General features: G+C 55.0%; 26 protein-coding genes and 1 riboswitch. All 26 genes read left to right on the top strand.

What is annotated here, in order from left to right; translation table 11 throughout:
* Window positions 1-131 precede the first annotated feature (131 nt).
* On the top strand, window positions 132-695 hold the full coding sequence (locus ACTUHY_RS06660; RefSeq protein WP_442827085.1) for a biotin transporter BioY: 564 nt from the start codon (window positions 132-134) through the stop codon (window positions 693-695).
* A gap of 1 nt (window position 696) precedes the next feature.
* Window positions 697-1563, top strand: a complete 867-nt coding sequence (hemC, locus tag ACTUHY_RS06665) for a hydroxymethylbilane synthase (protein WP_442827086.1) — start codon at window positions 697-699, stop codon at window positions 1561-1563.
* Entirely contained in the window at window positions 1550-3019 is a 1470-nt protein-coding gene (gene cobA, locus ACTUHY_RS06670) for a uroporphyrinogen-III C-methyltransferase (protein WP_442827087.1), read from the top strand. Before hemC ends, cobA begins: the two co-directional genes overlap by 14 nt.
* Window positions 3016-3585 (top strand): precorrin-2 dehydrogenase/sirohydrochlorin ferrochelatase family protein, encoded by a 570-nt coding sequence (locus ACTUHY_RS06675; protein WP_442827088.1) that lies wholly within the window; start codon window positions 3016-3018, stop codon window positions 3583-3585. Before cobA ends, ACTUHY_RS06675 begins: the two co-directional genes overlap by 4 nt.
* A 139-nt stretch (window positions 3586-3724) precedes the next feature.
* Window positions 3725-4273, top strand: a complete 549-nt coding sequence (locus tag ACTUHY_RS06680; protein ID WP_278674420.1) for a ferritin family protein — start codon at window positions 3725-3727, stop codon at window positions 4271-4273.
* 186 nt (window positions 4274-4459) lie between these two features.
* Window positions 4460-5509, top strand: coding sequence for a [citrate (pro-3S)-lyase] ligase (gene citC / locus ACTUHY_RS06685; RefSeq protein WP_442827089.1), 1050 nt, complete (start codon window positions 4460-4462; stop codon window positions 5507-5509).
* Between the two features lie 60 nt (window positions 5510-5569).
* A riboswitch (SAM riboswitch) is annotated at window positions 5570-5678 on the top strand.
* 51 nt (window positions 5679-5729) lie between these two features.
* The gene (metK, locus tag ACTUHY_RS06690) at window positions 5730-6908 is read left to right on the top strand and encodes a methionine adenosyltransferase (RefSeq protein ID WP_442827090.1); all 1179 of its coding nucleotides are present in this window, start codon (window positions 5730-5732) and stop codon (window positions 6906-6908) included.
* 1 nt (window position 6909) lies between these two features.
* On the top strand, window positions 6910-9303 hold the full coding sequence (priA, locus tag ACTUHY_RS06695; RefSeq protein WP_442827091.1) for a primosomal protein N': 2394 nt from the start codon (window positions 6910-6912) through the stop codon (window positions 9301-9303).
* Window positions 9304-9462: 159 nt separating this feature from the next.
* Window positions 9463-9939: a peptide deformylase gene (def, locus tag ACTUHY_RS06700; RefSeq protein WP_442827092.1), complete on the top strand. Its 477-nt coding sequence runs from the start codon at window positions 9463-9465 to the stop codon at window positions 9937-9939.
* Complete coding sequence (gene fmt / locus ACTUHY_RS06705) at window positions 9936-10871, top strand: methionyl-tRNA formyltransferase (protein WP_442827093.1); 936 nt, start codon at window positions 9936-9938, stop codon at window positions 10869-10871. Before def ends, fmt begins: the two co-directional genes overlap by 4 nt.
* A gap of 3 nt (window positions 10872-10874) precedes the next feature.
* Window positions 10875-11648: a DUF116 domain-containing protein gene (locus tag ACTUHY_RS06710; protein WP_442827094.1), complete on the top strand. Its 774-nt coding sequence runs from the start codon at window positions 10875-10877 to the stop codon at window positions 11646-11648.
* On the top strand, window positions 11645-12985 hold the full coding sequence (gene rsmB / locus ACTUHY_RS06715) for a 16S rRNA (cytosine(967)-C(5))-methyltransferase RsmB (protein ID WP_442827095.1): 1341 nt from the start codon (window positions 11645-11647) through the stop codon (window positions 12983-12985). The genes ACTUHY_RS06710 and rsmB overlap by 4 nt, the downstream gene beginning before the upstream one ends.
* 9 nt (window positions 12986-12994) lie before the next feature.
* Window positions 12995-14053, top strand: coding sequence for a dual-specificity RNA methyltransferase RlmN (gene rlmN / locus ACTUHY_RS06720; RefSeq protein WP_442827096.1), 1059 nt, complete (start codon window positions 12995-12997; stop codon window positions 14051-14053).
* Window positions 14054-14785: a Stp1/IreP family PP2C-type Ser/Thr phosphatase gene (locus ACTUHY_RS06725; protein WP_442827097.1), complete on the top strand. Its 732-nt coding sequence runs from the start codon at window positions 14054-14056 to the stop codon at window positions 14783-14785.
* The gene (pknB, locus tag ACTUHY_RS06730; RefSeq protein ID WP_442827098.1) at window positions 14770-16743 is read left to right on the top strand and encodes a Stk1 family PASTA domain-containing Ser/Thr kinase; all 1974 of its coding nucleotides are present in this window, start codon (window positions 14770-14772) and stop codon (window positions 16741-16743) included. Before ACTUHY_RS06725 ends, pknB begins: the two co-directional genes overlap by 16 nt.
* Window positions 16740-17627 (top strand): ribosome small subunit-dependent GTPase A, encoded by an 888-nt coding sequence (gene rsgA / locus ACTUHY_RS06735; protein ID WP_442827099.1) that lies wholly within the window; start codon window positions 16740-16742, stop codon window positions 17625-17627. Before pknB ends, rsgA begins: the two co-directional genes overlap by 4 nt.
* A complete protein-coding gene (rpe, locus tag ACTUHY_RS06740; protein ID WP_442827100.1) occupies window positions 17624-18265 on the top strand; it encodes a ribulose-phosphate 3-epimerase in 642 nt (213 codons plus the stop codon). The genes rsgA and rpe overlap by 4 nt, the downstream gene beginning before the upstream one ends.
* 4 nt (window positions 18266-18269) lie before the next feature.
* Window positions 18270-19592, top strand: coding sequence for a translocation/assembly module TamB domain-containing protein (locus ACTUHY_RS06745; protein ID WP_442827101.1), 1323 nt, complete (start codon window positions 18270-18272; stop codon window positions 19590-19592).
* 55 nt (window positions 19593-19647) lie between these two features.
* The gene (locus ACTUHY_RS06750; RefSeq protein ID WP_442827102.1) at window positions 19648-20604 is read left to right on the top strand and encodes an ABC transporter substrate-binding protein; all 957 of its coding nucleotides are present in this window, start codon (window positions 19648-19650) and stop codon (window positions 20602-20604) included.
* Window position 20605: 1 nt separating this feature from the next.
* Window positions 20606-21430, top strand: coding sequence for an ABC transporter ATP-binding protein (locus ACTUHY_RS06755; protein WP_442827103.1), 825 nt, complete (start codon window positions 20606-20608; stop codon window positions 21428-21430).
* A 1-nt stretch (window position 21431) separates the two neighbouring features.
* A complete protein-coding gene (locus ACTUHY_RS06760) occupies window positions 21432-22070 on the top strand; it encodes a MotA/TolQ/ExbB proton channel family protein (RefSeq protein ID WP_442827104.1) in 639 nt (212 codons plus the stop codon).
* Window positions 22067-22489: an ExbD/TolR family protein gene (locus ACTUHY_RS06765; protein ID WP_442827105.1), complete on the top strand. Its 423-nt coding sequence runs from the start codon at window positions 22067-22069 to the stop codon at window positions 22487-22489. The genes ACTUHY_RS06760 and ACTUHY_RS06765 overlap by 4 nt, the downstream gene beginning before the upstream one ends.
* Window positions 22476-23252, top strand: a complete 777-nt coding sequence (locus ACTUHY_RS06770) for an energy transducer TonB (protein ID WP_442827106.1) — start codon at window positions 22476-22478, stop codon at window positions 23250-23252. Before ACTUHY_RS06765 ends, ACTUHY_RS06770 begins: the two co-directional genes overlap by 14 nt.
* Before the next feature lie 141 nt (window positions 23253-23393).
* The gene (locus ACTUHY_RS06775) at window positions 23394-24080 is read left to right on the top strand and encodes a DUF3298 and DUF4163 domain-containing protein (protein WP_442827107.1); all 687 of its coding nucleotides are present in this window, start codon (window positions 23394-23396) and stop codon (window positions 24078-24080) included.
* Between the two features lie 112 nt (window positions 24081-24192).
* Window positions 24193-24720, top strand: a complete 528-nt coding sequence (locus tag ACTUHY_RS06780; protein ID WP_442827108.1) for a DUF805 domain-containing protein — start codon at window positions 24193-24195, stop codon at window positions 24718-24720.
* Window positions 24717-25802 (top strand): M48 family metallopeptidase, encoded by a 1086-nt coding sequence (locus ACTUHY_RS06785; RefSeq protein WP_442827109.1) that lies wholly within the window; start codon window positions 24717-24719, stop codon window positions 25800-25802. The genes ACTUHY_RS06780 and ACTUHY_RS06785 overlap by 4 nt, the downstream gene beginning before the upstream one ends.
* Window positions 25803-26266: the final 464 nt, after the last annotated feature.

Consider the following 26266-nt stretch of genomic DNA (forward strand, 5'->3'; position numbering starts at 1 on the left):
AGAAAAAATTATAATAACTGAAACTTTCTCCAGAGTTCGCAAAACAACGGTAGAACTGGCGCAATTCTGTTATAATAGGAACAAAAATCAAGAAGCTTGATCCGAAAGGAAAATCTTTTCAGGAGGAAACGATGCAGACAACTCATACTCCTTTGGCTCTTTGTGGCCTTTTTACGGCTCTCATGGCGGTGGGGGCCTTGATCCATATCATGGTCCCTTTGGGGATCTGGCAGGTGACCATTTCCCTGCAGATCTTTGTAGCCGTATTGGCAGGCCTGTTCCTAGGCCGGCGGCTGGGCTTTCTCAGCGTCCTGGCTTATCTGGTCCTGGGGCTGGCGGGACTGCCGGTCTTCGCCCATGGCGGGGGACTGGGCTATCTGATGAAACCCACTTTTGGCTTTCTGCTGGGGTTTCCCTGTGCCGCCTGGATGACCGGTCTGCTGGCGGGCAATCCGGCCCGAGCCGGGCTGAAACGGCTGCTGACAGCGGCTCTAGGGGGCGAAATGGTTTATTACGGATGCGGGCTGGTCTATTATGACCTGATGTTCAACTGGGTGCTGCAGAATACGGGAGGCATTGGATTGGTACGGCTGTTGGAAGTCTGGTTCCTGAGTACGGTCTTGCCGGATTACGCCCTTTGTGCCCTGGCTGTCCTGGTCTATCGAAAAGTGGCACCCAGGGTAATAAGGAGATAAGATGAAAAAACTGATTGCAGCAACTCGGGGCAGCCGTCTTGCCCTGGCACAGACCTATATCGTATGCCGGCTGTTGGAGGAAGCAGGGGTGGAAACGGAAATCCGGACGATTACGACTGCCGGGGATCGGGACCGGATCCATGCCCTGGTGAAAATCGGCGGCCGAGGGATCTTTGTCCGGGAAATCGAGCGGGAACTGTTATGCGGCGAAGCGGATATCGCTGTCCACAGTGCCAAGGATCTTCCCTATCAGCTGGCAGATGGACTGCTCATCGCAGGTACCCCTAAAGCAGCAGATCCTCGGGACGCCTTGATCCTTCCAGCTGGGAAGAGCCTAGAACCAGGGATGGCCGTGGGGACCGGAAGTCCCCGCCGGATCCAGGAAATCGGGCAGCTGTATCCGGATCTGGTCTTTCGGGATATCCGGGGCAATGTGACGACCCGGCTCCATAAACTGGAACGGGGAGAATATGACGCCATCGTCCTGGCGATGGCCGGGATCCAACGCATGGATCTGGACCTGTCCCGGTATCAGGTCCTGCCGCTTCCTGTGGAACAAGTGATGCCTGCTGGATGTCAGGGCATCATCGGGATCGAATGTCGGAGAGGGGATCGGGATCTGGTCCGGCTCCTGCAGCGGATCTCTGATCCGGAGACCTGGCGCCGGTTCCAATGGGAGCGGGAATTATTCTGTTCGATGAAGGTGGACTGTTCCTGTCCCGTAGGGATCCACTGCCGACTGCTGGACCAGGGCCGGATGGAACTCTTGGCTATGGTGGACGGGAAACGAGCCCGGCGGCTGGGTTTGGAGAAAGAGGGGAAGGCACTGTGCGCTTCCCTGAAGGAGGAACTCTATGACTGGAGATAAAGCCCGAAGGGGCGAAGTCTGGCTGGTAGGAGCCGGCTGCGGTGCCGGGCTCTTGACACTGGAGGGAAGAAAGATCCTGGCCCAGGCTGAAACGGTGCTGTACGATGCCCTGGTGCCCCCTGAAGTGCTCCGAGAGGTCCGCCCTGAGGCGGAACGGCTGCCGGTAGGCAAACGCAGCGGGCGCCACAGCATGGCCCAGGAGGCCATCAATCAGCTGCTGCTCCAAAAGGCCCGGGAAGGGAAACGGGTGGTGCGGCTCAAGGGCGGAGACAGTTTTGTCTTTGGCCGAGGCGGAGAAGAAGCACTGGCACTCCAGGCGGCGGGAATCCCCTGGCATGTGGTGCCGGGAATCAGTTCCGCGATCGCGGTGCCGGAACATTTCGGTATCCCAGTGACCCACCGGGGATTGGCCCGTTCCTTTACCGTGGTCACTGGACATACCCAGGATGGACTGGGAGAAGATTGGAAAGCCCTGGCCCAGCTGCAAGGGACTCTGGTATTCCTCATGGGAGTAGAGCGTCTGGAGACCATTTGCCGGTGCTTGGTCCAGGCAGGGAAGCCACCGGATACCCCGACCAGCGTCCTTTGCGGGGGATACAGCCCTCAGGAAATCCGCATTGACGGGACACTTTCCAACCTTCCGGGAAAGGCCAAGGAACAGGGGGCCTTTGCGCCGGCCATCATCCTGGTAGGGCCCGTGGCTGACCTGGGACTGCAGCCGTCTTGGGAAGGGAATCTGGAGGGGATCCTGGTCACCGGGACCCCGGTGTTCTGCCAGGAAGTGGCAGGTGCTCTGGAAGCGGCTGGAAAGACGGTCACGGAACTTCCGATCCTGGATCTGGAACCGCTGTTCCAGAATATCCCGGAAGATTTTGACCGGTATGACTGGCTGGTCTTTACCAGCCGGAACGGGGTCCGCCTGTTCTTCCAATGGTTCCGAGCGGCTCGGCAGGATTTCCGGCGGCTGGGGCAGGTGCGGTTTGCCTGCATCGGCCGGGGAACGGCTGAGGAACTAGCCCACCAAGGATTCCAGGCGGATCTGGTGCCGGAGACTTTTACAGCAGAAGCTTTAGGCAGGGCCTTGGGAGGAAAAATGGATCCCCGAGACCGCTGTCTCCTGCTCCGGGCAGAAGAAGGGTCCCCGGATCTGGTCCGGGAACTGGAAAAGGCAGGGCTGAACTATCAGGATGCGTCCATTTATCGGGTCCGTTCCTTGGAGGACAAAGGGGGGACGCGCCGCCTGCTTTCGCCAAGGGTCATGATCTTTGGCAGCGGCAGGGGGGTCCATGCTTTTTTCCGGCAGTTCACCCTGGCACCGGAGACCCGGGTCCTCTGCATCGGTCCAGTTACGGCCCGGGCTGCCTGGGAAGAAGGCTGCAAGCATGTGGAAACAGCCAGGATCCATTCCGTATCCGGCATCCGGGAAGCTCTGGAAAGAAAGGAAGTGCGGGAATGAGTTATTTCCCCTTGATGGTCCAGCTGGAACAGCAGCCGGTCCTTTTGGTGGGAGGCGGGCGGACCGCACTCCATAAAGCCCGGATCCTGCTGGAATTCGGAGCCCGGATCCAGGTAGTGGCTCCCGTCCTTATACCCGGATTCCATGCCCTGCCGGTCCAAATAGCAGCAAGGAATTTCAGCCAAGAGGACATCTTCCGGGAAAAATGGCAGATGGTCGTGGCTGCGACCAATGAAAGAGCGATCAATGAAAGAATCAGCCGTCTTTGTCAGGAACAGAAAATCCCAGTGAATGTAGTAGATGATCCGGCGCTGTGTTCCTTCATCTTTCCGGCCCTGCTGAAAGAGGGAGAAGTGATCTGTGCTGTCAGCAGCGGTGGCAGGAGCCCCCTGGTGGCACAGTATGTGAAAAGCCGGATCCAACAAGTCCTGCCGCAGGGACTAGGTGCCCTCAATGAACAGATGGGAAGATACCGGCAGCAGTTGGGACAGGAAGAAAAAGATCCCCGAAAACGGAAAGAGAGGCTGAAGGAGAGGCTCCAGCAGCTCTTAGACAGGTTCTCATAAAAAACATATCAAATGGAAAAATATTTTCCAAAAAGACTTGCATTATTTTAAGAGTCTGTTATAATAATAACCGTAAGAGATAATTAATATTAACAAATACAAAATCTTGTAAACTGTGTAAATCAGGGGAGGCAATATCATGAAAAAGTTCATTTGCAGAGTGTGCGGTTATGTCTATGAAGGCGAAGAAGCTCCGGAAAAGTGCCCGCAGTGCGGCGCTCCCAAAGATAAATTCGATGAACTGAAAGAAGGCGTCAAGGAATACGCCGATGAACATGTGGTCGGCGTTGCCAAAGGCGTGGATGAACGGGTGCTGGAAGGCCTGCGTCAGCACTTCACCGGCGAATGTTCCGAAGTAGGCATGTATCTGGCCATGAGCCGGGTGGCTGACCGGGAAGGCTATCCGGAAGTGGCGGAAGCCTACAAACGGATCGCTTTCGAGGAAGCAGAGCATGCAGCCAAATTCGCAGAACTGCTGGGTGAAGTAGTCACCGACAGCACCCAAAAGAACCTGGAGATGCGGGCTGCTGCTGAACAGGGTGCCTGCGCTGGCAAGAAGGAAATCGCTACCCTGGCCAAACAGCTGGGCTACGATGCCATCCATGATACCGTCCATGAAATGGCCAAGGACGAAGCCCGTCATGGCCGCGTATTCGATGGCCTGCTGGCCCGTTACTTTGCAAAATAAGAGAGCCCGGTAACTGTATTCAGATACTGGTGTGGATAAAAAAGGCTGTACAAGATTGCCGACAGATCGATGTCGGCGGTCTGTACAGCCTTTTTTTTTGCCAGGAAAGATCTTAGTTGGCGGACCAACGCAGCCCAACCCTTTTTTGTGATATAATGGGGTGACTTTAAAACCAGAAGGAGACAAATGATGTCTGATTATTTTATTTCCCAAGTATATCCTTCCGATAAACGGACCAATGCCCAAGTGGATGCACTGTTGGAACAGGAAGGGATCCGGCGGGATGCCAATCTGGATTATACCTGTGTGATGTTTGACAGCGACTATCAGGCCATTGCTACCGGTAGCTGTTTTGGCAATACCCTGCGCTGTATGGCAGTGGATCATCGGCATCAGGGCGAAGGGCTGATGAACGAAATCGTTTCCCATCTGGTCCAGATCCAGTATGAACGGGGCCATCTCCATCTATTCCTCTATACCAAGTGCAGCTCGGCCAAATTCTTTGGAGATCTGGGCTTCTATGAAATTGCCCGGATCGAAGACCAGATCGTGTTCATGGAAAATCGGAAAGATGGGTTTTCCAGTTATCTGGATCAGCTGGCCCAAAGCCGGATCGATGCACTGAAAGTGGCAGCCATCGTGATGAATGCCAATCCTTTTACCTTGGGGCATCAGTATCTGGTGGAAAAGGCTGCTGGGGAAAATGATGCAGTACATCTTTTCATGGTCAGCGAAGATGCCAGCCTGTTTCCCTATGCGGTGCGGAAAAAACTCATCCTGGAGGGGACCCGTCATCTGACCAACATCCGGTACCATGACAGCGGGCCCTATATCATCAGTCAGGCTACATTCCCCAGCTATTTCCAGAAGGATGCAGAAGCCGTGATCGCCAGCCATGCCAACCTGGATCTGGCCATCTTTACGAAAATCGCCCATCGGCTGGGCATTACTTCCCGGTATGTGGGGGAAGAACCTACCAGCGTAGTCACTGGCCTCTACAACCAGGTGATGCAGCAGCGTCTGCCAGAAGCCGGGATCCAATGCATCGTAGTCCCCCGCCGGGCGGAACAGGGGGAAGTGGTCAGCGCCTCCACCGTACGGAAAGCCATCCAGGAAGGCAACTGGGAAGGGGTCCGGGAGCAGGTCCCTCCTACGACTTGGGACTTCCTCCAGAGTGAGGCAGCCCGTCCCATCTTGGCAAAGATCCAGAAAGAGCAGGATGTGGTCCACTATTGAGTGGGTCCAGCTTGTGTTTTGCTACTGTATCTGTTATAATTACAAAGCAAAATCACATATTGCTCATCAAGAGTGGCGGAGGGAATGGCCCAATGAAGCCACAGCAACCATGGCCTTGGGCCAACGGTGCTAATTCCTGCAATGCGGTCTGTCGATTGTAAGATGAGAGTCCTATAGGTACTCTCATGTTTGAGAGTATTTTTTTTGTAAGGAGGAAAAAATGAAGAAAGTTTTTACGTCTGAATCAGTTACGGAAGGCCATCCTGATAAAATCGCCGATCAGATCTCTGATGCGGTACTGGATGCCATCCTGGAACAGGACCCGGATGCCCGAGTCGCCTGCGAAACCCTGGTGGCTACCGGCCAGATCCATATTGTAGGAGAAATCTCCACCAGCTGCTATGTGGATATTGCCAAGATCGCCCGGCAGACGGTGATCGATATCGGCTACGACCGCGCCAAATATGGCTTTGATGGTTCCACCTGCGGCGTGCTGATCTCTATCGATGAACAGTCTCCGGATATTGCCCAGGGCGTGGATGAATCCGATGAATCCAAACAGGGTGCCCAGGATGAGACGGAAAGGATCGGTGCCGGGGACCAGGGCATGATGTTCGGCTATGCCACGGACGAGACGCCGGAATATATGCCGCTGCCCATTTCCTTGGCTCATAAGCTGGCCCGTCGGCTGGCTCAGGTGCGCAAGGACGGGACCCTGTCCTATCTCCGTCCGGACGGCAAGACCCAGGTGACCGTGGAATACGATGGGGACAAACCGGTCCGGGTGGATACCATCGTGGTCTCAGCTCAGCACAGCCCGGATGTTTCCATGGAACAGCTGCGGAAGGATATCCTGGAACAGGTCATCCGGCCGGTGGTGCCAGCGGATCTCTTGGATGGAGAGACCATCTATCATATCAATCCTACCGGCCGTTTCGTCATCGGCGGCCCCCAAGGGGATTCCGGCTTGACAGGACGGAAAATCATCGTGGATACCTACGGGGGCATGGCCCGGCATGGAGGCGGGGCCTTCTCTGGGAAGGATCCTACCAAGGTGGACCGGAGTGCCGCCTATGCAGCCCGGTATGTGGCTAAGAATGTGGTGGCTGCCGGTCTGGCCAAAAAGTGCGAGATCCAGCTGGCTTATGCCATCGGGGTGGCCCGCCCTGTATCCATCAGTGTGAATACTTTTGGCACGGCGGCCATTCCCGAAGACAAGATCGTGGAATTGATCGAAAAGAACTTTTCCCTGACCCCGGCGGGTATCATCAAGAGCCTGGATCTGCGCCGCCCCATTTACCGGCAGACGGCGGCCTATGGCCATTTCGGCCGGACCGATGTGGATCTGCCCTGGGAACGGCTGGATAAAGTGGACGTGCTGAAAAAAGCACTGGAATAAGATGGAATACGCAAAGGTTGCCATCAATCTGCCGGCCAAAAACATCTTTCGGCAGTTCACCTACCATGTCCCGGAAACCCTGGATTTCCTGGACCAGGGCTGGCGGGTGGTGGTGCCTTTCGGCCAGCAGCTGCTGGAAGGGTTCATCGTGGAAGAGGACCGGGAACCAGACTGTACCCGGGAGCTGAAAGACATCGCCGATGTGGTAGGGACGGAGCCTTGGTTCGACCACGAGATGCTGGCTACAGCTTATTGGCTGTCCCGATATTATCTGTGTGCGCTGGCCGAAGCCCTGCGCCTGTTCATCCCAGGTAAACGCAGTTTGGCAGCAGTGGGGAAATATGTGACCGTACCTGGAGCAGCCGGACTTTCCCCGGCAGAACAGGAGTTGTATGACTTCCTGACGCTGAAGGGACCTCTGCCCAGGAAAGCCATCCGCCAGCTGCCTGGAGGAGAAGATGCCCTGAAAGGGCTGATCACCCGGCAGGCTGTTGTCCTGTCCTATGACGTAAAATATAAATTGCGGGAGAAAACCGAACGGACCTTTGCCATAACACCGGAAGGGCTGGCGGCAAATGGGAACGGAGAGGTCCGGGGCAAAAGCCAGAAGGCTGCCCTGGGCCTTTTGCCATGGGGGAAAGAGCTGAGTGCTGGAGCATTGGAACAACAGGGCATCTCGGCGGAGGTATTGCGGAACCTGGTCCGGAAGGGATGGCTCTCGGAAGGGCGCCGGCGGATCCTCCGGGACAGCTACCAGGGACTGGAAGCTCCCAAAGAAATCCTGGAATTGACAGAAGAGCAGCAGGCTGCCATCCTGGCAGTAGAGGCGGCAGAGGAAAAGCGGGAAGCCAGGACATTTCTCCTCCAGGGGATCACTGGCAGCGGCAAGACGGAAGTCTATCTGCGTCTCACGGCTAAGGCCCTCCAGGAAGGTCGGCAGGTCCTGGTCTTGGTGCCGGAAATCGCCCTGACTGGGCAAGTGGTCAAACGCTTCAAAGCCTGGTTCGGGGCGGCCGTGGCTGTGGCACACAGCCGGCTTTCCTCTGGGGAACGGGCGGATGTATGGTGCCGGATGCGTTCTGGACAGGCCCGGGTGCTGATCGGAGTGCGGTCTGCGGTGTTCTGTCCCTTTTCTGCGCTGGGTCTGATCCTCATCGATGAAGAACACGAGGGAGCCTACAAACAGGAGGAACGGCCCAGTTACCATGCCCGTCTGGTGGCCCAGTACCGGGCCCATCAGTGGAAGGTCCCGGTGGTCCTGGGATCTGCCACACCGGACCTGGAATCCTATTATCTGGCGGAAAAAGACATCTACACCCATCTGCGGCTGACCCATCGGGCCAAAGCTGGAAGCCATCTTCCCCAAGTATCCATTGTGGATATGCGGGAAGAGCTGCAGCGGGGGAACCGGAGCGTCCTTTCCGATGTCCTGCGTTCCCGGTTGGAGACTACGGTGGGAAAGGGTGAACAGGCCATCATCCTCCTGAATCGGCGGGGATTCTCGACTTTTGTCCTGTGCCGGGACTGCGGAGAATCTCTTAGCTGTCCCAATTGCGCGGTATCTCTGGTCTACCATGCCAGGGAGCAGCTGATGGAGTGCCATTACTGCGGCCATACGGAACCGGTCCCCACCCGCTGCCCTCATTGCGGCAGTCCCCGGATCCGGTTCTTTGGGACCGGGACGGAAAAAGCAGAGACGGAGATCCGGGACCTGTGTCAGGGAGTGAAGCCTCTGCGCATGGACCAGGATTCTACTGGGAAAAAATTCGCCCATGACCGGATCCTCCAGGCGTTCCGCAGCGGGGACTATAATGTGCTGCTGGGGACCCAGATGGTGGCCAAGGGCCATGATATCCCCAACGTGACGCTGGTGGGGGTGCTCAGTGCCGATTCCCAGCTGAATCTGCCGGATTTCCGCAGCGGAGAACGCTGTTTCGCCCTGCTCACCCAGGCCGCTGGGCGAGCTGGACGGGGAGATAGACCGGGTCAGGTGATCTTCCAAGCCTATGACGCGGAGAATCCCATCCTCCAGATGGCGGCCCGGCAGGATTATGATGGTTTTGCCCAAAGGGAACTGGCACTGCGGAAGGAATTGCAGTATCCGCCTTTTGTCCGGATGCTGAAGGTCACAGTACTCCACAAAAAGGAAGAGGAAGCCCTGGCTACCGCCCAGCGCCTGGTGAACGCCCTGGAGGCCTGGAAAATGGAAAGTGGGCATCCGTTGGAGATCCTGGGACCTTTTCCGGCCATCGTGGCACGGGTGAACCAGATCTACCGGATCAATGTGCTGCTGAAGAGCCCCCGGATGAAGCCGGTGAAAGAATGGCTCTGGCAGTCCACCTACCGTGAAATGGCTAATGTGTATTTCGATGTGGATCCTATGAGTGTGGTGTAGGGGGATCTGTTGCATGGGCAACAGCCCCTTGTTGGGGTCGCGGGTCGCGAGCCGTGACCCGCGGCCCGCGACTGGGGGGTGTGAATTTTTTTCACACCCCCCTTTTTCTATGTCCTATGGTATAATAGAGAGTAAAATTGTGATAGGAGTCGATGAAATATGGCAATCTATGATATTGTAAAAGTGGGGGCTCCGATCCTCCGGGAAAAGGCAGCCCCTGTCACTCGTTTCGATAAAAAACTGGGCCGTCTGCTGAAGGATATGGCAGAAACCATGTATGCAGCCAATGGCTGCGGTTTGGCTGCGCCTCAGATCGGTCTCAGCAAACGGCTGGTGGTCATCGATGCCGGAGATGGGGCAGGCATCCGGGAATTCGTGAATCCGGTACTGACGGATCCAGTAGGAGAAGCTGTGGATTCCGAAGGCTGTCTCAGCGTTCCTTCTTATGAAGGAGAAGTCAAGCGGGCGGCCCAGATCACCGTCCATTTCCAGGACCGGAAGGGAGATCATTACCGGCTGACGGCAGAAGGGCTCCTGGCCCGGGCTCTCCAGCACGAATGCGATCATCTGGAGGGGATCCTGTTCATTGACAAGGCCCTCAGCCTCTCTGCAAAACCAAAGGAAGAAAACGTATGAAAATCGTATTTATGGGAACACCGGAATTTGCTGCGGCCAGCCTGCAAGCCCTGGTAAGAGCCGGTCTCTATGAAATCGCGGCGGTAGTCACCCAGCCGGATCGTCCCAAAGGGCGGGGCCATAAGGTCATGATGAGCCCTGTGAAGGAATATGCTCTTTCCCAGGGCCTTCCGGTGCTCCAGCCAGAACGGGTGAAAACTCCGGAATTCCAGGCGGAGATGGAGAAAATCCGTCCAGAATTGATCGTAGTCGCTGCTTTTGGACAGTTCCTGCCCAAAGCTTTGCTGGATTTGCCCCGGTATGGTTGCATCAATGTCCATGCTTCCCTGCTGCCGAAGTATCGGGGGGCAGCACCCATCCACTATGCCATCTTAAAGGGAGAAAAAGAAGCCGGTGTGACCATCATGCAGATGGACGTGGGGATGGATACAGGTGCCATGCTCAGCAAAGTATCTGTGCCAGTGGGGCAGGAAATGACCCAGGGAGAACTCCATGATATCCTGAAGGAAAAAGGGGCGCAGCTGCTCCTGGACACCATCCCTCGTTTGGTGAAGGGAAACATCCAGGCAGTTCCCCAGCCGGAAGAAGAAGCTACCTATGCTTCCCTCATTACCCGGGATATGGAAAAGCTGGATTGGAGCAGGACGGCAGAAGGACTCCACGATCAGATCCGGGCTTTCGATCCCTGGCCGGGTTCTTTTACCCTGCTGCCTGATGGGAAACGGCTGAAAGTCTGGAAGAGCCGCGTGCTGGAAACCTGCAGCCAGGAGGTTCCAGGGACCGTGCTCCAAGCAGATCCCAAAGGGTTCCGGGTGGCCTGTGGAAAGGGCAGCCTGGAAATCTTGGAATGTCAGCCGGAGGGAAAGAAACGGATGGCAGCCGCTCCTTTTGTCAACGGCAAGCACGTCAAACCAGGGGATAGGCTGGTATAGATCATGGGTATGGGATTTCGGCCGAAGAAACGGCTTTTCATGGCACTGGCTTCCCTGGCCGTCCTTTTGGCGGCCGGCGCAGCCTATGGTTTGTGGCAGATCATGGTGCCAGGGCTGACCCAGCTCCATCCCTGGCTGCCCCAGGTCATAGGCTGGATGCTGCTTTTGCTCATCCTGGCCCTTTGCTCCGGGATCGTGGGAATCGTCTTGGCCATCCTGGGCTTTCCTACCATCCGGTTCTTTTATTTCTGGGCGTGGCATATCATCAATTTTGTATATCCCTTAGCCATTTTCCTGGGGAAGATGATGGGTATTTCCAAACGGAGAGTGGAACAGTCCTTTATCGAAGTGAGCAACCATCTGGTCCGGCGCCAGCATATCCGGGTGCCGGCTAGCCGTCTGCTGATCCTGACACCCCACTGCATCCAGCTGGATACCTGTCCTTATAAAGTGACCCGGGATATCAACAACTGCCATCAATGCGGCCGCTGCGGAGTGGGGCAGCTTTTGGCTCTGTCACAGAAGTATGGGGTCCATGTGGCCATTGCTACAGGGGGGACCCTGGCCCGGCAGGCTGTGAAAAAGGCCCGTCCTAAAGCCATACTGGCAGTGGCCTGTGAACGGGATCTGACCAGCGGGATCCAAGATGTGTTTCCCCTGCCGGTCATCGGGGTACTGAATGAACGGCCGAATGGCCCTTGTTTCAATACTCGGGCGGATATGGGAAAAATCGAAGAGGCCATACGGTCTTTTATTTTGGAAGAGGAAGGATCATGAAAGAAACTGGAAAGAATCCAAGAGAAACTGCGCTGTTGATCTTAGAACAGATCTTTCTCAAGGGAGCTTATGCAAATCTGGCATTGGCCCAGGGCCTGCGCAGGGCTTCCCTGTCTCTCCTTGACCGGAAACTGGCTACAGAGCTGGTCTATGGAACGGTCAAGACCCTGGGGACCCTGGACTGGTACCTAGCCAAGGTGGTGAACCGTCCTCTGCGGAAACTGGATCCTTTGGTCCTGGTAATCCTGCGTCTGGGAGCCTATCAGCTGCTGTATCTGGACCGGATCCCGGTTTCTGCAGCCTGCAATGAAAGTGTGGAACTGGCCAAGAAATGGGTCCATGAAGGGGCCGCAAAACTGGTGAACGGTGCCCTGCGGCAGCTGGCTCGGACCAAGGACCAGTGGAAATTCCCTCAGGGACCGGAACAGGAATTGGAACGGATCGCCCTGGAATATTACCACCCAGAATGGCTGATACGGCGGTGGAAATTCCGCTATGGGTTGGCTGAAGCCATCAAAATTTGTGAATTCGACAATGCCCGTCCGGCTTTTTCCTTCCGGGTCAATACGCTCCGGGATAGCCGGGATGGTCTCCAAGAAAAAATGGCGGAAAAGGGCATCGGGACCCGTCCTTCCTGCTGGTCTCCTGACGGTCTCATCTGTGACAGCCTGCCTTCCCTGGATACCCTAGTGGAGTCCTTCGGATCGGATATCTACATCCAAGATGAAAGCTCGATGCTGGATGCTGCAGTCCTGGATCCCCAGCCTGGGGACCGGGTCCTGGATCTGTGCAGTGCTCCGGGGGGAAAGACCACCCATTTGGCCCAGAAGATGCAGGACCGGGGGGAAATCCTGGCTCTGGATCTGTATGACCATAAGTTGGAACTGGTCCGGGAGAATGCCCGGAGGCTGGGAATCCAGTGCATCCGGACAGAAAAACAGGATGGGACCGTCTTTGTCCCGGACTGGGAAGAGTCAGCGGACCGAGTCCTGGTGGATGCTCCCTGCAGCGGACTGGGTGTGCTGAATCGGCGGGCAGAAGCCCGGTGGACCAAGGACGAACGGTCTCTCAGCCAATTCCCGCCCCTGCAGAAAAAAATCCTGGAAAATGGGGCCCGGTATGTAAAACCAGGCGGACGGCTGCTCTACAGCACCTGTACCCTGGAACAGGATGAAAATACCCGGGTGCGGAAGTGGTTCCTGGAAAACCATCCAGAGTTCATCCCTGTGTCCTTTTCCCATCCGGTGACCGGAGAGAGCTTGGAAGAACTCCAGATCCTGCCCCAGAGGGACGGCATCAACGGGTTCTATCTTTGTCTTTTTGCCAAACGAAAGTGAGAACACACCATGTGTAAAAAAGAAATCATGGGCCTGACACGGGAGGAGCTCCAAGGAGAACTGGCCAGCCTGGGCATGAAGAAATTCCGGGCGGAGCAGGTGTTCCGCTGGCTCTATGAAAAGGCTGCTGTGGATTTTGCCCAGATGAGCAACTTGAGCAAGGAAGCCCGGCAGCAGCTGGCAGACCGGTATACCATTGCCACGGCCCAAGTGAAGGTGCTGAAAGAATACAAGTCCCAAGATGGACTGACCCACAAGGTGCTCCTGGAACTGACGGACGGCGCCACGGTGGAAACAGTGCTGATGCACCACGACTATGGCTACAGCGTCTGTTTATCGTCCCAGGTGGGCTGTGCGATGAACTGTGCTTTCTGTGCCAGTGGGCTCCATGGCTTTGTCCGGAACCTGACGGTGGCAGAAATCCTGGCCCAGCTCTACTTCTTCCAGAGCGGGCTCCAGCCTCAGGGAGAACGGGTAAGCCGGGTGGTGGTCATGGGCAGCGGAGAACCTATGCTGAACTTGGAAAACGTGCTCAAGGCCCTGGATATCCTCCACAGTGACCAGGGCCAGTGCATCGGCTATCGGAATATGACGATTTCTACCTGCGGGGTGGTGCCGGGGATCAAGGAACTGACGGCACAGGGCCGGAACATCAACCTGGCCATTTCTCTGCATGGAGCCTCCCAGGAACTGCGGAACCGGCTGATGCCCATCAATCGGAAGTATCCCTATCCGGACGTGATCCAGGCAGCGGATGCCTATGAAAAGAGCAATGGCCGCCAAGTCATGTATGAATATATCCTCCTGGCAGGGATCAATGACCGGCTGGAAGATGCCCGTCGTCTGGCAGATGCTCTGGAGCACAAGGAATGTGTCATCAACCTGATCCCGGCCAATCCAGTCCCGGAAAAGGGGTTTGCCCGTCCTAGCGATGGAGCAGTGGACCGGTTCTTTCAGCTGCTGAAGAAACGCAGGCTGAATGTGACCGTCCGGAAAGAAATGGGAAAGGATATCAATGCGGCCTGCGGCCAGCTGCGGGCCAGTGCATTAAAGGAGGCACAGGAATAAATGATAGCAGTGAGCCGGACCAACCGGGGAATGGTGCGTCCCAATAATGAGGACAGCATCCTGGTACGGGAACCGGATCTGTATGCCATTGCCGATGGCATGGGCGGAGCAGATGCGGGGGAAGTAGCCAGCTATGAAGCGGTCCACCAGCTGAGCCGTCTGGATTTGTCAGGACTGCAGAGAAAGGAAATCCTTCCATTTTTGGAACGGAGCATCCAGAATATCAATAAAAAAATCTGGGAACTTTCCCAGGAGAAGGAAAATTTCACTGGGATGGGGACGACCTTGACGGCAGTCTATCTGCCCACGCCCCACAGTGCTTTTGTGGCCCATGTGGGAGACAGCCGGATCTACGTATGGCAGGAGGGGACGCTGCGCCAGGTGACCAGTGACCACAGTTATGTGGCAGAATTGGTGCGGCAGAAACAGATGACCCCAGAAGAAGCGGAAGCCTCTTCCCAGAAGCACATGATCACCCGGGCCATCGGGGTGGATCCTCAGGTCCAGGTGGATACCTTTGAGATCCTGCTGGATGGAGCCCAGAAGCTCCTGATCTGTTCCGATGGACTGACCAATATGATCTCCGAAGCGGAAATCGAACGGATCCTGGGAGACCGTAACCTGGAAAGAATGGCGGATGGACTGATGAACGGAGCCATGACCGCTGGCGGCGACGATAATATCTCATTCATTGTCATTGATCTGGAGGCTGTAGAATGGAAGGTAGAATAACACTGAATGGCCGCTATGAAATCATTGACAAAATCGGCGGAGGCGGCATGGCCGAAGTGTTCCATGGCTATGATACGGTCCTCCATCGGGATGTGGGCATCAAGATCCTCCGGGATCAGTTCATCCAGGATAAGCAGTTCGTAGCGCGGTTCCGTCAGGAAGCCTGCAATGCAGCCTGCCTGTCCCACCCCAATATCGTCAATATCTATGACAGCGGCAATGAAAATGACATTTACTATATCGTCATGGAATATGTGGTGGGCCGTTCCCTGAAGGAAGTGATCGAAGAGAACGGAGCCCTGGACTACAAGACAGCGGTCCGGTATGCAATCGGCATCGCTTCCGCCTTGAAGCAGGCCCATGACCATTCCATCGTCCACTGCGATGTGAAGAGCCAGAATATCCTCATCGATACCAAAGGAGTACCGAAGATCACGGATTTCGGGATTGCCCGGGCTTTCGGGCAGCCCAGTAATGCATCTGAAAAAAATGTCATCGGCTCGGTCTATTATCTTTCGCCGGAACAGGCTGCAGGACAGCCTGTGACTCCCCAGTCGGATCTGTATTCCCTGGGGGTGGTGCTGTTCGAGATGCTTACGGGGAAGCTGCCCTATGACGGGGATACCCCCTTGGAAGTAGCCCGGATGCACCTGGAGTCCTCCACACCGTCAGCCCGCCGGTACGATCCGGATATCCCCTATTATCTGGACAATATCATCACCAAGGCCCTGGCCAAGAATCCTCGGCTGCGGTATGCTACGGCGGATGATTTCCTGATGGATCTGAAGCATGCCCAGACCCATCTCCTGGGGGATACGGGGCTGGATGAGGATGCCTGGACACAGCCTCGGAAGAAGCCTGTCAGCGATGAAACCATGGTCATCAGCAAAAGCGACATGCTGGATGGGCTGCTCCAGTCCCAGAATGCGGAAGCAGCGGGGCACCATCCCGGGGAAGGAAACGGAAAGCGGGAACATGGGGAAACACCGGAGAAGGAGACATGGCTGGACCGGTATGGAAAAAAGAAACTGCTGGCCTTCTTCCTGGCGGCCATCGTAGTCCTCAGCGGGGTCATCTATGCCATCTTGAGCTATACCAGCGGAGATGTGACGGTGCCGGATCTGAAGGGCAAGACCATCGTAGAAGCAGAGGCCATCTTGACCAAGGACAAACTGGGCTACACCCTGACGGAGGAATACGATGCCAAGGCGACCCCGGGGATAATCATCAAACAGAATCCTGCCGCCCACAGTCGGGTCAAGGCCGGGCGGAAGATCCATCTGGTGGTCAGCAAGGGCCCAGAACCCGGTGTAGTGCCGGATTTAAAGAAAAAGACGCTGACGGAAGCCACTGCTATGCTGGAAAAAGCCAAACTGAAAGTGGGGAGCGTTACGGTGAAGTATGAAGCAGGAGCCCCCAAAGGGACCGTGCTGTCCCAGAGCATAGCGCCCAAACAGAAAGTCAGCGAAGGGACTAGCGTGGACCTGGTGGTGAATATCAGCGGGAACCAGACGGTGGTACCCAGCCTGGACGGGATGAGTTTAGCGGAAGCCAGGAACCATCTGAATCATATGGGCCTGACGATTGGCAGCATCCAGACGGCAGAAAGCGACAAGGCAAAGGATACGGTCCTGTCCAGCGATCCCGGCAGCGGATCCGTACTGGATAAGGGATCCGCCGTGAGTCTGGTGGTTTCTGCTGGCAAGAAGGAGGAAAAGAAAAATCGGAGCACTTCCGGCAGCAGCGGAGGCAGTACCCGGACCATCGGCTATACTGTCCCCGGCAGCGGCAGTGCAAAGAACGTCAAGATCATCGTTTCTGATGACAGCAGTACCCGGACCATCTTCTCGGATGCGGTAGCCCCTGGGACCCGGATCACCCGGACGGTGAATGTGGGATCCGGAGCCAGCGTCCAGATTTATGTGAACGGTGAATTGGCGGAGGATAAAGCCCTGTGAGTACAGCAACTGGGAGAATCATCAAGACCTATAACGGGTATTATTATGTAGCCGGAGACGATGGGCAGCTTTATACCTGCAAGGTGAAAGGGCGGATGAAGCAGAGACGGTTCATCATGGCAGCCGGGGACCGGGTGGAATTGGAGACCCAGGGTACGGAGGGGATGATCCGGGAAATCCTGCCCCGGCAGAATCTGCTCCAGCGGCCCCTGGTGGCCAATCTGGACTGTCTGATGGCGGTCTTTGCCTGCGGAGACCCTGATCCCAGCTTCCTGTTGGTGGACAAACTGCTGGCTCTGGCTGAAGCCGCCGGTATTCCGGCTGCCCTGGTCCTCAATAAGGAAGACCTGGCCCCGGAAGGCTTGCTGGAACAGTTCCAATCCATCTATGGGGCCTTGGGATACTCGGTATTTCCCATCCAGGCTCGAGAGGGATTGGGACTGGAACCGATCCTGGAAGAAATCCAGGGGAAGACGGTGGCTTTCGGGGGTCCCTCCGGGGCAGGGAAATCTACCCTGCTGAACCATCTGGACCCGTCCCTCACCTTGAAGACCGGCCATGTGAGCAGTAAAATCGGCCGTGGACGCCATACCACCCGGTTTGCCGAACTGCTGCCTTTTGCCGGGGGCTACATTGTGGATACCCCGGGTTTTGGGAATATCGACCTGTCGGAATTGGACATGGCATCGGCGGCAGACGGGTTCCGGGAAATCCGGGCTCGGGAAGGCCATTGCCGGTTTACCGGATGTTCCCATACCCATGAACCAGACTGTGAAGTCAAAGCGGCGGTGGAACGGGGCGAAATCGCTTCCAGCCGCTATGCTTCCTATTGTACGATCCGTCAAGAACTGGCGGATGCCAAGAAAAGAGGAAAGAGATCATGACCATCATTGCACCTTCTATTTTGTCTTCTGACTTTTCCCGCCTAGGAGAAGAAGTGGCCCGTATCCAGGATGCGGGGGCTGACTGGTGCCATATCGATGTAATGGACGGTCAGTTCGTCCCCAACCTGACCTTTGGGGCACCTGTCGTCAAATGCCTGCGGAAACGGACGGAGATGTTCTTTGACTGCCATCTGATGGTGGAGAATCCGGAGAACTATGTGGACAGTTTTGCCACGGCAGGAGCTGACCTGCTCTGTGTCCATGCGGAAGCCACCCATCATCTCCACCGGCTGATCCAGACTATCCACAGCAAGGGAATCCAGGCCGGCGTGGCACTGAATCCGGCTACCCCCCTGTGCCAGATCGAGGAAATCCTGCCTGATGCAGATATGATCCTGATCATGAGTGTGAACCCCGGCTTCGGCGGCCAGAAATTCATCCCAGCTAGTGTAGATAAGATCCGCCGGCTGAAGCAGATGATCCGGGAACGGGATCTGAAAACGCTGATCGAAGTAGACGGCGGGGTCAACGGTGAAACGGCCAAAGCCTGCCGGGAAGCGGGCGCTGATGTGCTGGTGGCGGGATCCTTTGTCTTTGGGGCCCCGGATATGCAGGAAGCGGTCACTGCTCTGCGGTAAGACCATGAGAGCCTATCTGCAGAAACACCGGGGAAAAATCAAAGGTGCCCTGCTCTGCGTACTGGCCAGCGTCCTAGTGATGGCGTGGCTGGCCTATATTGCCAGTATCCACGCGGCCCAGATCTTCAACCGGGAAATGGCCAAACAGCATTTCTTTGACGGGACCATTACCGTGGAGCGGCTGACGGCTACACCCCTGGGACATGTGCGCTTTGAAAACTTGGAATGGAAGGGCAGCCATGACGGGAACCGAGTGTTCATTCCCAGCGGGTCTTTCCAGGTGAAACCGTTGGATATTGTCTTGAAGCAAATCAGCACTCGGACCATCCAGGAACTGGAATTAAATGAGGCTGAAATCAATGTGACTTTCACGGAACATATGCATATCCGAGGAATCCGGGCAGCAGAGCTGCCTCAGCCGGCGGCCCAGAAGGGGAAAAAGAAAAAATTCGACATCAAGCTGAAAAATGTGGATGCCCGAGTAAAGCTGAACCACTGCCGGATGACCGCACACTACAGACAGCGGATCCATACCTTCCAAGATGTGAATGCGGACCTTCGCTACAACAGCAGCGACCGGCTGACCATTGATTTTTCCACCGGGGAACTGGGAGGGACCCTGGAAGGGAAAGGAGTGGACATCCAGGGCAGTGTGGATCTGAAGCCTCCGGTTTCTACCTATGACCTGAAACTGGGCATCAAGGAACTGAATCCTTCTTCCTTGGGGACGGGACTGAATATCCGGGAACGGGTGACAGCCAGTGCCAGTGTAACGGGAGACTTGCCTGCACCAGTGATCGTGGGTGAGCTGTACATGCCAGATCTGAATCTGCCGGGACTGAAATTCACGAATGTCAAAGGGAACTTCAAATACGAAAACGGGTACATCGATGCCCAGAATGTGACGGCGGATATCTTTGAAGGCAAATGCGATGCCCGGGGTGGATTCAATATTGATACCAAAGCCTATACTGTCAATGTCATGGGCCATGATCTCCACAGCGAAGACGCTACCAACATCCCTTATTTCCGGACGTTGGTGCAGCTGGATTTGAAAATGCTCTGTGATGGAGACAACCGGTCCACCTTGACCTACGGGTCCTTTTATTCGGGCAAGGGAATCTACGCCATCATCAAATTCAACTCCATCAAGGGGACGTTTTCCAACCAGTACAAGCAGCTGAAGTTCAGTGATGTGGAAATCAAATCGGATGGGGGCGATATCGTGGCACCTCATTTCGAATTGGTGGATGGAAAACTGCGGATGGGGGATCTGTATTATGTGGCCCCGGGAGGGGGACGGGCAAGGATCCACTTTTTCAGTTGAACCAGGGGGCTGTTAGCAAAACAGCCCCTTTTTTGAGGCAAAAAGGAGGACGAAGATGAAACTGCTGCGGATCCTGGGAATCCTGTTTCTACTGCTGGCTGCCGGCTGTGGAATGGCAGCTCCAGAACCGGGAGGCTATACGGTGGAGGATGTGCGGGGGAAGAGGGTCCAGCTGCCCCGGCCGCCTCAAAAGATATTGACTGATTCCCTCCATCTGGATGAAACCCTGCTGACGCTGGTTCCTGCCGAAAAGATGGCAGGAGTATATTATCTGGACCGAGAACCGGGGATCTCTTTTGTGGCAGAAGAGACCCGGGGGAGGGAGCCTGTGCTGCAGGATTATACACCAGAAATGGTGGCCCGTGTGAAGCCGGACCTGTTCCTGGCTTCTGCCTGGTCCAATCCCGGTCTGATCCAGAAAGTAGAAGAACTGGGGATCCCGGTGGTAGTCTGCTACGGTCCGGAGAATCTGGAACAGGTACAGAAAAATGTAAGGCTCATAGCGCAGGCTGTGGGAAATCCGGAAGCCGGGGAGCGGGTGATGGCTCAGATGGAGGAGCGGCTGCAATCCATAGAAGCGGTCCTTTCCGGCCTCCAGGAACCAGAACCCGTAGGGATGCTGGTCTCTCTCATGAGCCGCTATGGAGGCCGCGGTTCGCTGTATGATGACCTGTGCCACCGAGCCCATATCCGGAATGGCTTGGCAGAAGCCGGCCTGAAGAATGGACAGCTCCTTACCCGTGAAGCCATTCTCCAGGCCGATCCGGATTTTTTCTTGGTTTCCCTGCCTTATGGAGAAGAGCAGGAGGATTATGAGAGATTCCAAACCCAGTTTTTTGAGGATTCTTCCCTCCAGACGGTCAAAGGATATGACCGCCGGGTGGCATTGCCGGACCGGTATGTCTATGATGCATCTCCTATGGCTGTCTATGGCATCCAAGCCATGGCTAATGGGGCTTATGGAAGGATGCTGTTCCAACGGGGGCCGGAACCACTGCTGAAAGGATATTGAAATGGAACTGACGATGGAAAAAGGACGGGTGGGATATGGGAAGCAGGTCATCTTGGCGGACTTGGATCTTTCTTTGGAGCAAGGGACCTGCATCGGATTGATCGGTCCCAATGGAGCGGGGAAAAGCACCTTGCTGAGGACCCTGGCCGGAGTCCAGCCATGTTTGGGAGGAAAACTGCTGCTGGATGGACAGCCCATAGGGGCGCTGCCTCGTTCAGCCGTGAGCCGGAAGGTTGCCTATCTGCCCCAGGACAGGGAGCTGCCTTTTGGGTATACAGCTGGGGAAGTGGTCCTGATGGGACGGTATCCCCATCTGGCCTGGTACCAGCAGGAAAATAGACAGGAACGGGAACTGGCCCAGGCATGTCTCACGGTCTTGGGAATGGAGAAAGAGGCGGAACGGCCCGTGACCGCTCTTTCTGGGGGGCAGCGCCAGCGGGTCCTGCTGGCTCGGATCCTGATCCAACAGACCCCGTTGATCCTTTTGGACGAACCTACGGCGGAACTGGATCCAGTCTATGAAGCAGTGGTATTGCAGCTGTGCCAGATGCTGGCACAGAGCGGACGGACTGTCCTACTGTCCCTCCATGATCTAGAGCTGGCAGCCCGCTGCTGTGACCGGCTGCTCCTCGTAGGCGGAGGGAGGATGCTGGGGCAGGGGACGCCTGGGGAGGTCCTGGAGGGAACCCTTCTGGAACGGGCTTACGGCGCTCCCTTCTGCGTCAGGTGGGGGAAGGAAAGTATCCAGGTGGCGGCTTGTCCAGAACGGGATGCCAAAAGGGAAGAACTGGTGAAAAAAATCTTGGAAAATAGGGAGGAACTATAAAATGATCGATTGGCTGCAGCATGGCTGGAGTTATTTTGTACGGGGAGGGCTGGTCATGTGGCCGCTGCTGCTGTGTTCCCTAGTGTCCCTGACCATCATCCTGGAACGGTGGTCTTTTTTTCGTAAGGAGGATTCTGGCCGGCGCTATGTCCGGGATTTTTGTCAGCTGGTCCGGCAGCAGCACTGGGAGAAACTCCTCCAAGAGAGCCGGCAGGCTCCTGGTGCCCAGGCTAGGCTGGGGGTAAGGCTGCTGACGGCGCCTAGGGCGGCTCGTGAAAAGGAAAGCTATGTCCTGGGGGAAGGCCAGCAGCTGGTGGACCAATTTGAAAAAGGCCTGAACTATCTTTCCGCGATTGTGACACTGGCGCCGATCTTAGGCCTTTTAGGGACCATTACTGGCATGATGGCTTCTTTCCAGGCCTTGGGCGACCGGTGGGACAATCCGCTGGGAGTCACCGCTGGGGTGTCGGAAGCCATGATCACCACCGTATTCGGCCTCTTGATCGCCATCGGGACCATTTGTTTCCATACGTATTTCTCCCAGCGTGCAGACAGGGTACTGGGCGATGTGGAACAGATGGGCAATGCGTTCATGGAAAATGCCGGGACAATGCCCTGGGAGGAAGGAGACAGATCATGATCCGTCTGCACCGCTCCAAGGAGGGGAAAAGACCTTCGCTCCAGATTTCCCCTATGATCGACATGGTGTTCCTCCTGCTGATATTCTTCATCGTCTGTACCATGTATATGACCCAGCAGAAGGGCGTGCCGGTGGAACTGCCGGAAGGACGGGGAACCCTCCAGCAGAAGGCTGCCCTGGAAGTCACCTTGCCCAAAGATGGGACCATTTGGTTCCAGGATCATCCTGTGACAGTGGAAGCCTTGGTCCGGGAAGCTTCTGAAGAGGCCGGAAAAGATCCGGGGCAGATGGTGAACCTGCGGGCCGATAAAGAGGTCAGTTACGGACGGGTCATGGGCATACTGGGAGAGCTGAAGCGGGCTGGATTAAAAGACTTCTCCCTGTCTGTTTCCACAGGAGAGAATCATGGAAAAAAATGAGTGGAGCCGTTATTTCCGCTTGTCTCTTTTACTGCATCTGGTGATCCTATTCCTGGGTGGGGCCCTGCTCTATGCCCAGCGGTCCTTACCAGAAAAGTCACTGGGACCGATCCGTGTCCATCTTGCAGAGCCTGATCCGGGGGAAAATGGGACAGGCGGAGGAAAGGAAGGCAATACAGGGCTGTTTTCTGCTGGAGTCAGTGGGGGCGGCCATCTGGCACCAGCTAAGAATCAGGCAGGGACACGGAATGATCGGCTGGAACAGCTTTTGGAAGCTCCCAGCTTGGTGGATGATCAGGGAAAGGTACAGTCGCAGGGCGAGCCGGTCCCCGGGACAGAGGCAATTCTTGGGGAGACTGCCAGTCTTGCTTCGGGCAGTGCGGCTGGCGGTGAACCGGGGATAGAGACAACTGGAGAGGGCGGAAAGGGCACCGGGCCAGGGGACGGAGAAAGGGAAGGAATGGGCGGAAACGGATCATCTGGACAGGACCTGAGCTGCGATGCGACCCTGCTTCCTTTTGACAAGGAATACCCTCTGGCATCCCGCAAAGCAGGGGAAGAAGGAGTCCCTGTGGTCCGGGTATTGATCAATGTAGACGGCAGCGTAGCTTCTGCTAGCTTGGAGGAAAGTTCCGGCTATGACCGGCTGGACCGGACTGCTTTGCAAGTCGCCCGGAAATGGCGTTTTTTGCCGGCCAGGGATGCTGCCGGAACGGCCATATCCTGCCGGAAATCGATCAGTATCCGATATACCCTTGAATAAAAATGAAAGTCCTTCCCGTCTTGCGCCTGGGAAGGACTCTTTGTATAATACGGATGATGGTGAATCGCGAAAGGAAGATGTGTCATGGTCCAAAATAGAATCCGTATTCTTGCCTGTGGGATGCTCCTAGGGGTCTTGTGTGTGCTGGGAAGAGACGGTTCCGCCCAGATGCCGCCAAAGACGGCAGCAGAGACAGCTCATCATGTGATCGAGCAGGAACTCCAGAGTTATGTCCCGGGGCAGGTGATTTATGCCCACCAAGGGGTCATTGTCAGGAGCCGGGTCATCCGGGAAGGGGATCTGATCCTGCATTATCCGCAGGTCCGGGTGGTAGGGAATCCGAAATCCTCTCAGAAAATTTCCCGGTATTTTGAAAAACAGGCGGCTGTTTCTCGGAAAAATTATGGTCAAGCCAATACCATGGAAGAAAAACTGACATCCCGGGTGGACTATCAGGTCAGTTATCAGGGAGAACGGTTTCTCTCTTTCCAGACCTATGGATACGATTACATCGAACGGGCTGCCCATCCAACCAGTTGGGAGTTGGGAAAGACTTTTGACCTGCGCACAGGAGAACTGGTGCCTTGGCAAAAGGTCCTGGAACCGAAACAGCAGGACCAGTTTACGCTAGCCAAGATCAACAAGGCGCTCTGGGGTACAGAATATGGGCGGGGCGGTTATTTCTTCCAAGATTTCAAAGGCTTAGAAAAACTACCCCAAAATTACTACCTGGATGGAGACGGAAAGATCCATTTTGTCTTTGGTCAATATGAAATCGCTCCGTATGCAGTGGGCATCATCGATTTGAATATGGGACTGGGAGTGTAACGAAGGAAACGTTTTCCAGGCAGGCAAAGCAGGCAGTGGGCAAGGAGTGGCCCGACTGTCTGTTTTGGTTTACAATAAAGGAATAGAGATAGGGAGAAATGGGGGAGAGTGGATGGAACGCCGACAATGGATCATCCGCCCAGAAAGCTTCTGGGAACAGTTTTATCAGTGCAGCGGCCGGTTGAATCGAAAACGGTATCTGAAACGCCAACTGACTTTGGTAGGACTGATTTTACTCTTTGTTGTGTGCTGGGCTCTCTTTGTGAAAATGTCCGTGACGGACAAGAGTGATGCCGCTGTTTTGATCCTGGGAGCCGTTAGCCTGAGCCTTGCCGTTTGCACGGTCCCCGGCATCGGTTTCTTGACTGTGGCGGGGTACAGTCTGGTCTTGCGTCGGATCCACGATCTGGGTCATCCGGAGCTGTGTCTGATCTTGACAGGGATTCCTTTTGTGAACGTGCTTTTTATGCTGTATCTGTTTTTTGCCAGAGGGACAGCCGGAGACAATCGGTATGGACCGGATCCACTGGAGGTGGGCTGCGGCTATGTCCTTGAATGGGCACCTGGATCAGTGGAGGATGCTTGTACAGGAAAGGAACAATATACTGCTGGACAAAACTTAAAGGAGTGGAAACCATGATGAAAAGATGGAAAAATCGATTGATGGGGAGTGCTTTAGCTGGCGTGCTGACAATGGGGGCTGCTTTTGGAGCACTGCCCATACCTCAGGCAGAAGCCGGTGGCGTGTTAGTGGATGTGCTGGGGACCGCCATTGCTGGGACCATGTACCGGGATAAGGTCATGGGGGTCTATAAGACCTACAACAATACCGACAAGGGACGGCAGGAATGGTTCGAACATATGAAGGAAGAAGAAGGCGTGGTCGAAGATGAGTATCTGAACAGCCGTCTGGATACCATCATGAGCAACGTAACCGCCGGTATCGGGGCTGTGGATCCTACAGTGTACAAGAAGCCCTATCATTATTTCATCAGTCCCCATGATGATGCCAACGCCTACTGTACCATCGGGCACAATGTGAATGTATACCAGGGAATTTTCAACCTGTTCCCCACCGATGATGAAATCGCGGTGGTCATTGGCCACGAATTGGGCCATGGCCAGAAAGACCATCCCATCCAAGGGGTGAAAAAGTCCCTGAATGCGGCGGTATTGGCAGAAATGGCCAATGCAGCTACCGGAGGCATGGCCAGCGGGGCCATTGGACAGCTGTATACGTATACCCGGAATGTCCATCTGTCCAAACCTATGGAGTGGGAAGCGGACAATCTGGCCTTCGACTACATCACTCATACCAATTACAATCCAGGCGCTACAGCAGCGGTATGGCAGCGGTTCCTGGAAAAATATGGGAATATGAACATCCATTGGAGCGATCACCCTACCTGTACGGAACGGCGGGAGAACTATGTAAAGAAACTCAATGCTTGGAGCAATAAACATGTGGATGACAAAGACGGTGTGGTATATGTGAATAAGAAAGAATTCATCACTCCCAGTGCCACCGGTTCTATGTCCAGCAAAGAACGGTCCTATTTTGTCATGGGGAATCTGGCGGCAGTATATCACAACAATAAAACGGCTCCGGAAGCCTACGCCAGCGGAGATACGGTCATGATGGGAGAACAGCCGATCATCACTTGTACGGGAGATGATCCTTCGGCTGAAAACTTGGCAGCCAAGCTGAATCAGATTAAATGATGGAATAAATAAAATAAAAGAGCGTTTAATTGTCCGAACTATACCGAACAATTAAACGCTCTTTTAAAAAAAGAGAGAATTAAAATGAAAAATAGAGAAAAATAATGTAAAAAATAGGTATAAAAGTAAAATATAAGTAAATAAACTTAAAATAGGAAAATAAAAGAGATCATACGAAATTTGAAGGATTCTCCTATATGTGGTATTATAATTAAGTATTCTCGAGAGGGAATGCAGTCAGGAACAGTTTTGACAACTAGATATTTTCAAAAGAAAATTTAAAAAGTTGTTGACAAGAATTGAAGTTCCTGATAAAATAAATAAGCTGTCGCTGAGACAGCGAGACGAACTTTGAGAACTGAATATTGTTGACAGATGTGCGGGTCAAGTCACCTTTACGGTGATGAGATCGAGTCACCTGGATGATAACCAGGTTAAAAAATCAAAGCTAGTTTTTCGAGAGC

This window comes from Acidaminococcus nyctereutis, from assembly GCF_052216985.1.
GTDB classification, from domain to species: domain Bacteria; phylum Bacillota; class Negativicutes; order Acidaminococcales; family Acidaminococcaceae; genus Acidaminococcus; species Acidaminococcus fermentans_A.

Coding starts and splice junctions, on each gene's coding strand:
- fmt (WP_442827093.1), top strand. CDS start 9,936: ATGAAAATCGTATTTATGGGAACACCGGAATTTGCTGCGGCCAGCCTG.
- rlmN (WP_442827096.1), top strand. CDS start 12,995: ATGTGTAAAAAAGAAATCATGGGCCTGACACGGGAGGAGCTCCAAGGA.
- metK (WP_442827090.1), top strand. CDS start 5,730: ATGAAGAAAGTTTTTACGTCTGAATCAGTTACGGAAGGCCATCCTGAT.
- ACTUHY_RS06680 (WP_278674420.1), top strand. CDS start 3,725: ATGAAAAAGTTCATTTGCAGAGTGTGCGGTTATGTCTATGAAGGCGAA.
- ACTUHY_RS06660 (WP_442827085.1), top strand. CDS start 132: ATGCAGACAACTCATACTCCTTTGGCTCTTTGTGGCCTTTTTACGGCT.
- ACTUHY_RS06725 (WP_442827097.1), top strand. CDS start 14,054: ATGATAGCAGTGAGCCGGACCAACCGGGGAATGGTGCGTCCCAATAAT.
- ACTUHY_RS06760 (WP_442827104.1), top strand. CDS start 21,432: ATGATCGATTGGCTGCAGCATGGCTGGAGTTATTTTGTACGGGGAGGG.
- priA (WP_442827091.1), top strand. CDS start 6,910: ATGGAATACGCAAAGGTTGCCATCAATCTGCCGGCCAAAAACATCTTT.
- ACTUHY_RS06745 (WP_442827101.1), top strand. CDS start 18,270: ATGAGAGCCTATCTGCAGAAACACCGGGGAAAAATCAAAGGTGCCCTG.
- ACTUHY_RS06785 (WP_442827109.1), top strand. CDS start 24,717: ATGATGAAAAGATGGAAAAATCGATTGATGGGGAGTGCTTTAGCTGGC.
- def (WP_442827092.1), top strand. CDS start 9,463: ATGGCAATCTATGATATTGTAAAAGTGGGGGCTCCGATCCTCCGGGAA.
- ACTUHY_RS06750 (WP_442827102.1), top strand. CDS start 19,648: ATGAAACTGCTGCGGATCCTGGGAATCCTGTTTCTACTGCTGGCTGCC.
- rsmB (WP_442827095.1), top strand. CDS start 11,645: ATGAAAGAAACTGGAAAGAATCCAAGAGAAACTGCGCTGTTGATCTTA.
- citC (WP_442827089.1), top strand. CDS start 4,460: ATGATGTCTGATTATTTTATTTCCCAAGTATATCCTTCCGATAAACGG.
- ACTUHY_RS06675 (WP_442827088.1), top strand. CDS start 3,016: ATGAGTTATTTCCCCTTGATGGTCCAGCTGGAACAGCAGCCGGTCCTT.
- pknB (WP_442827098.1), top strand. CDS start 14,770: ATGGAAGGTAGAATAACACTGAATGGCCGCTATGAAATCATTGACAAA.
- hemC (WP_442827086.1), top strand. CDS start 697: ATGAAAAAACTGATTGCAGCAACTCGGGGCAGCCGTCTTGCCCTGGCA.
- ACTUHY_RS06765 (WP_442827105.1), top strand. CDS start 22,067: ATGATCCGTCTGCACCGCTCCAAGGAGGGGAAAAGACCTTCGCTCCAG.
- ACTUHY_RS06755 (WP_442827103.1), top strand. CDS start 20,606: ATGGAACTGACGATGGAAAAAGGACGGGTGGGATATGGGAAGCAGGTC.
- rpe (WP_442827100.1), top strand. CDS start 17,624: ATGACCATCATTGCACCTTCTATTTTGTCTTCTGACTTTTCCCGCCTA.
- cobA (WP_442827087.1), top strand. CDS start 1,550: ATGACTGGAGATAAAGCCCGAAGGGGCGAAGTCTGGCTGGTAGGAGCC.
- ACTUHY_RS06780 (WP_442827108.1), top strand. CDS start 24,193: ATGGAACGCCGACAATGGATCATCCGCCCAGAAAGCTTCTGGGAACAG.
- ACTUHY_RS06770 (WP_442827106.1), top strand. CDS start 22,476: ATGGAAAAAAATGAGTGGAGCCGTTATTTCCGCTTGTCTCTTTTACTG.
- ACTUHY_RS06710 (WP_442827094.1), top strand. CDS start 10,875: ATGGGTATGGGATTTCGGCCGAAGAAACGGCTTTTCATGGCACTGGCT.